General features: G+C 60.4%; 10 protein-coding genes. 7 read left to right on the top strand and 3 right to left on the bottom strand.

The window, feature by feature from the left end; translation table 11 throughout:
- The 3 genes from CER19_RS05280 to tpx form a co-directional block, all read right to left on the bottom strand.
- The coding region (locus CER19_RS05280; RefSeq protein WP_165861600.1) for an efflux RND transporter permease subunit at positions 1-1,587 on the bottom strand (1,587 nt) is incomplete at its 3' end.
- Positions 1,584-2,882, bottom strand: coding sequence for an MdtA/MuxA family multidrug efflux RND transporter periplasmic adaptor subunit (locus CER19_RS05275; protein ID WP_116665631.1), 1,299 nt, complete (start codon positions 2,880-2,882; stop codon positions 1,584-1,586). The genes CER19_RS05275 and CER19_RS05280, both read right to left, overlap by 4 nt.
- Positions 2,883-3,113: 231 nt before the next feature.
- Positions 3,114-3,614: a thiol peroxidase gene (gene tpx / locus CER19_RS05270; protein WP_003190967.1), complete on the bottom strand. Its 501-nt coding sequence runs from the start codon at positions 3,612-3,614 to the stop codon at positions 3,114-3,116.
- Between the two features lie 158 nt (positions 3,615-3,772).
- On the opposite strand from tpx, the gene CER19_RS05265 reads away from it, so the two are divergent.
- From CER19_RS05265 to CER19_RS05235, 7 genes are all read left to right on the top strand, one after another.
- The gene (locus CER19_RS05265) at positions 3,773-5,062 is read left to right on the top strand and encodes a glycosyltransferase (RefSeq protein ID WP_116665630.1); all 1,290 of its coding nucleotides are present in this window, start codon (positions 3,773-3,775) and stop codon (positions 5,060-5,062) included.
- A 72-nt stretch (positions 5,063-5,134) separates the two neighbouring features.
- Positions 5,135-6,040, top strand: a complete 906-nt coding sequence (locus CER19_RS05260) for an AraC family transcriptional regulator (protein WP_116665629.1) — start codon at positions 5,135-5,137, stop codon at positions 6,038-6,040.
- A gap of 5 nt (positions 6,041-6,045) precedes the next feature.
- Positions 6,046-6,303 carry a DUF6124 family protein gene (locus CER19_RS05255; protein WP_116665632.1) on the top strand — a complete coding sequence of 86 codons (258 nt, stop codon included), beginning with the start codon at positions 6,046-6,048 and terminating at the stop codon, positions 6,301-6,303.
- 199 nt (positions 6,304-6,502) lie between these two features.
- The gene (locus CER19_RS05250; protein ID WP_116665628.1) at positions 6,503-7,813 is read left to right on the top strand and encodes a sugar ABC transporter substrate-binding protein; all 1,311 of its coding nucleotides are present in this window, start codon (positions 6,503-6,505) and stop codon (positions 7,811-7,813) included.
- A 176-nt stretch (positions 7,814-7,989) separates the two neighbouring features.
- The gene (locus tag CER19_RS05245) at positions 7,990-8,880 is read left to right on the top strand and encodes a carbohydrate ABC transporter permease (RefSeq protein WP_014718700.1); all 891 of its coding nucleotides are present in this window, start codon (positions 7,990-7,992) and stop codon (positions 8,878-8,880) included.
- Between the two features lie 10 nt (positions 8,881-8,890).
- Positions 8,891-9,721: a carbohydrate ABC transporter permease gene (locus CER19_RS05240; RefSeq protein ID WP_005788583.1), complete on the top strand. Its 831-nt coding sequence runs from the start codon at positions 8,891-8,893 to the stop codon at positions 9,719-9,721.
- A gap of 23 nt (positions 9,722-9,744) precedes the next feature.
- Positions 9,745-10,637: ABC transporter ATP-binding protein (locus CER19_RS05235; RefSeq protein WP_256660385.1), on the top strand; the 893-nt coding region annotated here is incomplete at its 3' end.

Here is a 10,637-nt window from a genome sequence, read left to right as displayed (position 1 = left end):
TCGCTGGTGCTTGAGCACCCACTGCAACTTGCGGCCATAGGCCTGGATCAGCCAATCGATCCAGGCGCCGCTGGCCTTGTAGAAACGTCCCTGCTCTTCTTCCTTCGGTTCGCGCTTGAGCAAGCGCGCGCACATCATCGGCGTCAGGGTCAGGGACACAACCAGCGAAATCAGGATCGCCACCGCCAGGGTGATGGCGAACTCACGGAACAGCCGCCCGACCACGTCAGCCATGAACAGCAGTGGGATCAGTACCGCAATCAGCGACAAGGTCAGGGAAATCAGGGTGAAGCCGATCTGCTTGGCGCCCTTGAGCGCCGCCGCCATCGGCGTCTCGCCCTCCTCGATATAGCGAGAAATGTTCTCCAGCATCACGATGGCGTCATCCACCACGAACCCCGTGGCGATGGTCAGGGCCATCAGCGTCAGGTTATTGATGGAGAACCCCGCCAGGTACATCACGCCAAAGGTACCCACCAGAGACAGCGGCACGGCGATGGACGGAATGATCGTGGCGCTGACCCGACGCAGGAACAGGAACGTCACCATCACCACCAGGGCGATGGCAATCAGAAGCTCGTGTTGTACGTCTTTCACCGAGGCGCGGATGGTCTGGGTACGGTCGGTAAGCACCGTTACGTCCAGGCCGGCCGGCAGGTTGTCGGTGATGCTCGGCAGCAGCGCCTTGATACGGTCGACTACCTCGATCACGTTGGCGCCCGGCTGGCGCTGGATGTTCAGCAGTACCGCCTGGTTTTCGTTGGCCCAGGCCGCGAGGCGTTCGTTTTCGGCGCCGTCGACGATCTGCGCCACATCCTTGAGGCGCAACGGTGCGCCATTGTTGTAGGCCAGGATCAGCTCGGCATATTGCTGGGGTGAGACCAACTGGTCGTTGGCATCGAGCATCGACACGCGGGTGGGGCCGTCGAAGTTGCCCTTGGGCTGGTTGACGTTGGAGGCGGCGATCAGCGCACGCACGTCCGACAGGTTCAAACCATTGGCCGCCAGGGCTTCCGGGTTGACCTTGATGCGCACGGCCTGGCGCTGGCCACCGGCGATGCTGACCATACCGACGCCGCTGATCTGCGCGATTTTCTGCGCCATGCGCGTGTCGACCAAATCATTGAGCTTGGGCAGCAACATGGTCTTGGAGGTGATTGCCAGGGTCAGCACCGGGGTATCCGCCGGGTTGACCTTGTTGTACACCGGCGGCGCTGGCAAATCCTTGGGCAACAGGTTGGTGGCGGCGTTGATCGCGGCCTGCACCTGTTGCTCGGCGACATCCATATTGATGTCGAGGTTGAAACGCAGGGTGAGCACCGACGCACCGCCGGAGCTGGTGGACGCCATCTGGGTCAGCCCGGGCATCTGCCCGAACTGGCGCTCCAGCGGTGCGGTAACCGCGCTGGTCATTACATCGGGGCTGGCGCCGGGGTACAGGGTCATCACCCGGATGGTCGGGTAATCCACCTGGGGCAACGCCGATACCGGCAGCAGGCGGTACGAAATGATGCCGGCCAGGACAATGGCCAGCATGCTCAGCGTGGTGGCGACCGGGCGAAGGATGAACAGGCGCGACAGGTTCATGAACCGACCTTTTGCGCCTTGCCGGCGTCAGCACCGGTCTCCCCTTTCGCTGCGGGCTTGCCTTGCAGGTGTTCGGTCGGCGTGGTCGGCACCTCGCTGCTGGCGTTGACCACTTCGATCTCGCTGCCGTCCTTGAGACGGTCGGTGCCTTCCAGCACCACGCGGTCGCCAGCGGCCAGGCCCTCTTTGATCACGGTGTTTTCGCCATCGGTGTCCCCCACCACCAGCGGCTGGACCTTGACCTTCTTGTCACCGTCGAGCTTGTAGACAAAGGTGCCATTGTTGCCGAACTGAATCGCCGCAGAGGGCGCCAGCACCACGTTCTTCAAGGTATCGGCCAGCAGGTGCACATTGACGAACTGGTTAGGGAACAGCGCTTGGTCCTTGTTATCGAAACGCGCCTTGAACTTCAGGGTGCCGGTGGTGACGTCAATCTGATTGTCCAGGCTTTGCAGGACACCGACCGCCTGTTTTTTCACGTCGCTACGGTCCCAGGCTTCCACGGGCAACTTGTTACCGGCGTGGTAACGGGCCAGCACGGTTTCCAGGGTATTTTCCGGCAGGGTGAAAGCCACGCTGATTGGCTGGGTCTGGGTGATCACGGCCAGGGCGGTGGTGTCGTTGGCCGCCACCAGGTTGCCGACGTCGAGCTGGCGCAAACCGACGCGACCACTGATGGGCGCGCGGATCTTGGTGAACTCCAGGTTGAGCTTGGCGTCGTCCACCGCGCCCTGGTTGGTCTTGACCGTGCCCTGGTACTGCAACACCAGCGCTTCGGCGGTGTCCAGGGTTTGCTTGGCGATACTGTCCTGGGCGTACAGGTCGCGATAACGCTGTACATCGACCTGGGCGTTCTTCAACTGGGCCTGGTTCTGCAGCAAGGTGCCCTGGGCCTGGAGCAAGGCGTTCTGGTAGCTGCGCGGGTCGATTTCTGCCAGCAGGTCACCGGCCTTGACCATCTGCCCTTCCTCGAAGGCAATCTTGACCAACTCGCCGCCCACCCGGCTGCGCACATTAATGGTGTTCAGTGCAGTGACCGTCCCCAGCGCCTTGTAGTACACCGGGAACTCACCCAGCACCGCAGGGGCCACGCGCACCGGCACTGGGCCAGTGGACCCGCCGAAGCCAGGGCGCGCCATGCCGGTTTTACCCGTGTGCCCGGCCGGAGCGTCTTTATGGGCCGCGCCGCTGGGCCAGAATTTCCAACACAGGCCGGCGATAACCAGCAGCACGAGCAGGCCAAACAGCCAGCGGCGGGAGTTGCGGGGGGAGGATTGCATGGAGTGATCAACCATTGGGCGCGAGAGCTTCTACTTGGGGAGGCTGAAAGATAAGCACTGGGGGGCCTTTAGAAAAGCACCTTTACCGGCTATTTACCTTGGGCTTACAACTTTTAACTTCTGATCTTAGTCCACCGCCTATTTCGCTAAGCCGCTGACGCTCAAATAAAAACGGCCTGGACTAGGCCAGGCCGCAATCATGCATCATACGTGTTACTGCCAAACGACAGTCATACGTAGAAACAGTTACTTCAACACAGCCAGGGCGGCGTCGTAGTTTGGCTCTTCAGCGATTTCCTTGACCAACTCGCTGTGCAGCACGTTGTCGTTTTCATCCAGCACCACGACAGCGCGAGCGGTCAGGCCCTGCAGTGGGCCGTCAGCGATGGAAACACCATAGTCAACGGCGAAGTCGGCGTTGCGGAAATCCGACAGGTTCTTAACGTTTTCCAGGCCTTCGGAACCACAGAAACGCGCTTGGGCGAATGGCAGGTCGGAGGAGATGCACAGCACCACGGTGTTGGCCACATCATTGGCCTGGGCGTTGAACTTGCGCACCGAAGTGGCGCAGGTTGGGGTGTCAACGCTTGGGAAGATGTTCAGCACTTTGCGCTTGCCGGCAAAGGTAGCCAGGGTGGCGTTGGACAGATCGCCGGCGGTCAGGGTGAAGTCTGCAGCTTTGGCGCCGACTTTCGGCAATTCGCCTTCAACCTGGACCGGGTTGCCTTTAAGGGTGACTTGAGCCATGAACAGAATCCTTATGCTGGGTTTGGTTAAACGAATTCGAGAGGCGGAAGTTAACCACAAAGTGCCGAAGCTACCTACCGCCAGACACAAATTGTCATGTCCTGAGGTTGTGGTTTAATTGCGCGCTTTTCGCCTGCCCTTCAAGGAAACCTTTGTCGATGAATCAGCCCGCCACCAAAGTCCTGGTCATTGGTTATGTCTGGCCGGAACCGCGCTCCTCCGCCGCGGGCGGGCATATGATGCAAATCCTTGAGAGCTTTCTTACGCAAGGTTGGGACATTACCTTCAGCAGCCCGGCCACCATCGGCGAACACAAGGCTGACTTGCCCGCGTTAGGGATCGCCGAATGCGCCATCGAACTGAATAACAGCAGCTTCGACGATTTTATTCGCGAACTGGCCCCGGATATCGTGCTGTTCGACCGCTTCATGATGGAGGAGCAATTCGGCTGGCGCGTAGAACAGTGCTGCCCCGACGCGCTGCGGGTGCTGGAGACCTCCGACCTGCAAAGCCTGCGCGACGCCCGCCACCAGCGTTTCAAGGAGCAGGTGAAAGCCAGCCCCGACAGCGACGACTTCAGCGCCCTCTTCGCGCCGGCACTGGAGGACGAGTTCCAGCGCATGGCCAACACCGACCTGGCCAAGCGCGAAATCGCCGCGATTTACCGCTGTGACATCAGCCTGATGATCTCCGATGTGGAAATCCGCCTGCTCACCGAGCAGTTCAAGGTGCCCGCCGCCCTGCTCCACTGGTGCCCGTTGATGCTGCAACCGCCCACCGCCGCGTTCGCGCCCTTTGAAGACCGTGCGCATTTCCTCAGCATCGGCAACTTCCGCCATGCGCCCAATTGGGATGCGGTGCTGTGGATGAAGCACAGCCTATGGCCGCTGATTCGCCAACAACTGCCGGGCGCGCAGTTGCATATCTACGGCGCCTACACCCCGCCTAAGGCTACTGCCCTGCACAACCCGGCCCAGGGTTTCCATGTGATGAACTGGGCCGAGGATGCGCTGCAAGTGATGACGGCAGCGCGTATCTGCCTGGCACCGCTGCGCTTTGGCGCCGGCATCAAGGGCAAATTGGTGGACGCCATGCTGTGCGGCACGCCCAATGTCACCACCCCCATCGGCGCCGAGGCCATGGGTGACGACCAACCCTGGCCCGGCGTGATCGCTCAGGACGCCCCGGCCCTGGCTGCCGCTGCCGTGGCCCTTTACCAAAACCGCGAGCGTTGGATCCAGGCCCAGGAACATGGGCGCCAATTGCTGGCCCGACGCTATGACCAGGACCTCCACGGGCCCGCCTTGGTGGAATGCCTGGAACGTTGCCGCAGCAACCTCGCTGCCCATCGCCGGGACAACTTCACCGGCAGCATGCTGCGCCACCACGCGCACAAGAGCACCCAATACATGTCCCAGTGGATCGAGGCCAAAAACCGTAGCCTATAAACACTGCCGCTGGCGAGGTCGCGCGTGACGGGGCATTATCCTACGCAGCAACCACAATAAAGCGACGGCAGCATGACCCGAGCAACGCGCATCACCGACCCTTCCTACGAGTTGATGGACGACCACAACGGCCTGTCCATCATCTATCGCCAGCACGGCTTCCCCTGCCCCCTGGTGCGCTGGCATTTCCACAAGGAATACGAGCTGCACCTGATCGTCGCCAGCTCAGGCAAGGTGTTTATCGGCGACTACATCGGTAACTTCTACCCCGAAAGCCTGTTCCTCACCGGCCCCAACCTGCCCCACAACTGGATCAGCCAGGTGGAAGAAGACGAGGTCGTACCCAAGCGCGACATGCTGGTGAACTTCACCGATGAATTGTTCGAACACGGCAGCCACATCTTCACCGAACTCAAGAGCCTGGCGCCGTTACTTGAACGTGCGCAGTACGGCATTGAATTTCGCTGCAAAAAAACCATCGCCCACGCCATGACCCTGATGCAACGCATCGAAGACGCCCAGGGCATAGCGCGCCTGGGGCACTTCTTTATCTTGCTGGAGGTGTTGAGCGCCTGTGAGGACTACCAGTTACTGTCCGGCGTCACCACGCCACAGCAAGCCGACGAACACAGCATCGACCGCACCAACCGCGCGGTGGACTACATCTTTGCCCACTACGCCCGGGAGTTGCCGCTGGAGGAAGTGGCGGAGTATCTGGGGATGAAACCGACGTATTTTTCCAGGGTGTTCAAACAGGCGACCGGGCGGACTTTTATTGAATTCGTCAATCGGCTACGCATCAGCAAGTCCTGTGAATTGCTGGCCGATGGGGACAAGGCCGTGACGGATGTGTGCTTTGAGTCGGGGTTCAATAATATTTCCAACTTCAATCGGCGGTTTCAGCAGCTTAAGGGGATGACGCCGTCCCACTATCGGCGGTTGGCGGTGCAGCGGTTGACGGAGCAGAATTTGGCTTGAGGTTGATCGTTCGGCTAGGTGTACCCACCCGAAATCCATCGCTCGATCCAGCACCCAGCGTGCTATTCACCGTTAAAGACGGTATCTCCACGCAAGACCTACTGGTCAACCTCAGCGAATCCCTCGCCTCTGCCCACGCCCTCACCTGCGATTTCGCCTTTGATCTCGACGGCTCGCGGCGCGAAGGCGCTCTGGGTATTGCTCAGTTGATCGAGGCATCTCGCTTGCTGGCTGAGCGAGCACTGGCTGATATCGAGCGTTAAGCACGGCATTGATCTTCCCCACGCGTCACGGGGACGATCATCGAGTGCAAAAAAGTATCAGTGAGCGTGCGCCCAAGGATTTGTCACCGCCGCTTTTGAAGGCTGTAATCAACGCACACTCTTCCTGACTCCTTGTAGGAAGACACAACAACAATAACCGTCCTTCTGTAGCCCCCTGGGCGCGGAAATGGAGTGCGCGATGAAGTTCACAGCAAAAGCATTGCTTGCCTGCACCTGCATGACCCTCAGCGCCGTCAGCCTTGGCGCGCAAACCCTGACCATTGCCACCGTCAACAACAGCGACATGATCCGTATGCAGAAGCTCTCGAAAACCTTCGAGGCCGAGCATCCGGAGATCAAGTTGAACTGGGTGGTGCTCGAAGAAAACGTGCTGCGCCAACGCCTGACCACCGACATCGCCACCCAGGGCGGGCAGTTCGATGTGTTGACCATCGGCATGTACGAAGCCGCACTCTGGGGCGCCAAGGGGTGGCTGGAGCCGATGAAGGACTTGCCGGCCTCCTACGACCTCGATGACGTGTTCCCTTCGGTGCGCGACGGTTTGTCGGTCAAGGGATCGCTGTACGCCCTGCCGTTCTACGCCGAAAGCTCGATCACCTATTACCGCACCGACCTGTTCAAGGACGCCGGGCTGAGCATGCCCGAGCACCCCACCTGGACCCAGATCGGCGAATTCGCCGCCAAACTCACCGACAAATCCAAAGAGCAATACGGCCTGTGCCTGCGCGGCAAAGCCGGTTGGGGTGAGAACATGGCGCTGATCACCACCCTGGCCAACGGTTTCGGGGCGCGCTGGTTCGATGAGAAGTGGCAGCCGGAATTCAACGGCCCCGAGTGGAAGAACGCGCTGAACTTCTACGTCGACAACATGAAAAAATCTGGCCCGCCGGGTGCTTCCAGCAACGGCTTCAACGAGAACCTGGCGCTGTTCAACAGCGGCAAGTGCGCAATCTGGGTAGACGCCAGCGTGGCGGGCTCCTTCGTCACCGACAAGAGCCAGAGCAAGGTCGCCGAGCATGTCGGCTTCACTTTCGCGCCCCACGAGAAGACCGACAAGGGCACGTCATGGCTGTATTCCTGGAGCCTGGCGATTCCGACCAGCTCCAAGGCCAAGGACGCCGCCAAGGTGTTTACCAGTTGGGCCACCTCCAAGGAATACGGCCAGCTCGTGGCCAAGACCGATGGCATCGCCAATGTGCCGCCAGGTACGCGCCAATCCACCTACAGCGATGAATACATGAAGGCCGCGCCATTCGCCAAGGTGACATTGGAATCGCTGAAAGTGGCGGACCCGACCAAGCCGACCGAGAAGCCTGTGCCGTATATCGGTATCCAGTTGGTGACCATTCCGGAATTCCAGGCGATTGGTACCCAGGTGGGCAAGTTCTTCTCGGGTGCGTTGACCGGTCAGCAGACCGTCGATGCTGCATTGACCGCCGCGCAGACCACCACCGAGCGGGAAATGAAGCGGGCTGGTTACCCCAAATAACCCAGCTTCACCCGCGCAAATGTAGGAGCAGGGCTTTTGTGGGAGCTGGCTTGCCTGCGATGCAAACAACTCGGTCTATCAGTAGCACCGAGGCGATACCATCGCAGGCAAGCCAGCTCCCACAGTGACCGCGCTCCGACGCAGATTCTGTAGGCACCTGACTGGTTCTGATCACCATGAATACACCCACCAAAAACCGCCTGGCCAACCCCGGCTGGTTTCTCGTCAGCCCCTCGGTGGCCTTGCTGCTGCTGTGGATGATCGTGCCGCTGGGCATGACCCTGTACTTTTCGCTGATCCGCTACAACCTGCTCTACCCCGGCGAAAACCAGTTCGTGGGGCTGGAAAACTTCAGCTACTTCATTACCGATTCGGGGTTCCTGCCTGGCGCCACCAATACCTTGTTGCTGGTGGGCAGCGTGTTGCTCATCAGCGTGGTGTTCGGCGTGTTGATCAGTGCGCTGCTGGAGGCCAGTGAATTCCTGGGGCGCGGCATCGTACGGGTGATGCTGATTTCGCCGTTCTTCATCATGCCCACGGTGGGCGCGCTGATCTGGAAGAACCTGATTTTCCATCCGGTGTCGGGGATTCTCGCCGCGGTGTGGAAGTTCTTCGGCGCCGAGCCGGTGGACTGGCTGGCGCATTACCCGCTGCTGTCGATCATTATCATTGTGTCGTGGCAATGGCTGCCCTTCGCGATCCTGCTGCTGATGACCGCCATGCAGTCCCTGGACCAGGAGCAGAAGGAAGCCGCACGCCTGGATGGTGCCGGTGCTATTGCGATCTTCTGGCACCTGACCTTGCCCCACCTGGCCCGCCCGATTGCCGTAGTGGTGATGATCGAAACCATCTTCCTGCTCTCGGTGTTCGCCGAAATCTTCACCACCACCAACGGTGGCCCCGGCTACGCCTCGACCAACCTCGCCTACCTGATCTACAACCAGGCGCTGGTGCAGTTCGACGTGGGCATGGCGTCGGCCGGCGGCTTGATTGCCGTGGTCATCGCCAATATCGCGGCGATCATCCTGGTGCGGATGATCGGCAAAAACCTGACTGACAAGCCTTGAGGGCCGCGCCATGACGCTTCAACAATCCCGCCGCCTGCAAAGCTTGTTGCTCGGCACGTTGGCCTGGGCCATCGCGATCCTGATTTTCTTCCCGATTTTCTGGATGGTGCTGACCAGTTTCAAAACTGAAATCGACGCGTTCGCTACCCCGCCGCAGTTCATCTTCACGCCGACGCTGGAGAACTACCTGCACATCAACGAGCGCAGCAATTACTTCGCCTACGCCTGGAACTCGGTGGTGATTTCGTTCAGCGCCACCGCCCTGTGCCTGCTGATTTCGGTGCCGGCCGCCTACTCCATGGCGTTCTACGAAACCCAGCGCACCAAGGGCACGCTGTTGTGGATGCTGTCCACCAAGATGCTGCCGCCGGTGGGCGTGCTGATGCCGATCTACCTGTTGGCCAAGAGCTTTGGCCTGTTGGACACACGCATTGCGCTGATCATCATCTACACCCTGATCAACCTGCCGATTGTGGTGTGGATGGTGTACACCTACTTCAAGGACATCCCCAAGGACATCCTCGAAGCCGCCCGCCTGGACGGCGCCACCCTGTGGCAGGAAATGGTGCGCGTGCTGCTGCCGATTGCCAAGGGTGGCCTGGCGTCCACGGTACTGCTGTCGTTGATCCTGTGCTGGAACGAGGCGTTCTGGTCGCTGAACCTGACCTCCTCCAGCGCCGCGCCGTTGACCGCCTTGATCGCCTCCTACTCCAGCCCCGAAGGCTTGTTCTGGGCCAAGTTGTCTGCCGTCTCGACCCTGGCCTGCGCGCCGATCCTGATCTTTGGCTGGATCAGCCAGAAGCAACTGGTGCGCGGCCTTTCCTTCGGCGCCGTTAAATAATAATTCCCAGCGGAGGGCCCATCATGGCCAACCTGACCATCAAGAATCTGCAAAAAGGCTTCGAAGGTTTTTCCATCATCAAGGGCATCGACCTGGAAGTGAACGACAAGGAATTCGTAGTGTTCGTCGGCCCGTCGGGCTGTGGCAAATCCACCCTGCTGCGCCTGATCGCCGGCCTGGAAGAGGTCAGCGACGGCACTATCGAACTCGATGGCCGCGACATCACCGAAGTCACCCCGGCCAAGCGCGACCTGGCCATGGTGTTCCAGACCTACGCGCTGTACCCGCACATGAGCGTGCGCAAGAACATGTCGTTTGCCCTGGACTTGGCCGGTGTCGACAAGAAGCTGGTCGAGAGCAAAGTCAGCGAAGCGGCGCGCATCCTTGAGCTGGGGCCTTTGCTGGAGCGCAAGCCCAAGCAACTCTCGGGTGGCCAGCGCCAGCGCGTGGCAATTGGCCGGGCGATTGTGCGCAACCCGAAGATCTTCCTGTTCGACGAACCGCTGTCCAACCTCGACGCCGCCCTGCGCGTGCAGATGCGCCTGGAGCTGGCGCGCCTGCATAAAGAACTGCAAGCGACCATGATCTACGTGACCCACGACCAGGTTGAAGCCATGACCCTGGCCGACAAGGTGGTAGTGCTCAACAGCGGGCGCATCGAGCAGGTCGGCTCGCCCCTGGATCTGTACCACCAGCCGGCCAACCTGTTTGTGGCAGGCTTTCTCGGCACGCCGAAGATGGGCTTCCTCAAGGGCCAGGTCACCCGCGTCGACAGCCAAGGCTGCGAGGTGCAACTGGAGGCCGGCACCCTGATCAGCCTGCACTTCGGGCGCCAGTCGGGTGAGGTTGGCTTTATTCAATTTCATCTGGAAATACTCGCGAAATCAGGCGGCAGCGCGCAGTGGACGGGCCACGG

It is taken from the genome of Pseudomonas sp. GL93 (assembly GCF_003408955.1).
GTDB lineage: Bacteria > Pseudomonadota > Gammaproteobacteria > Pseudomonadales > Pseudomonadaceae > Aquipseudomonas > Aquipseudomonas paracarnis.
The sequence above is the reverse complement of the archived record's forward strand: the minus strand, read 5'-3'. Positions and strand labels throughout refer to the sequence as shown.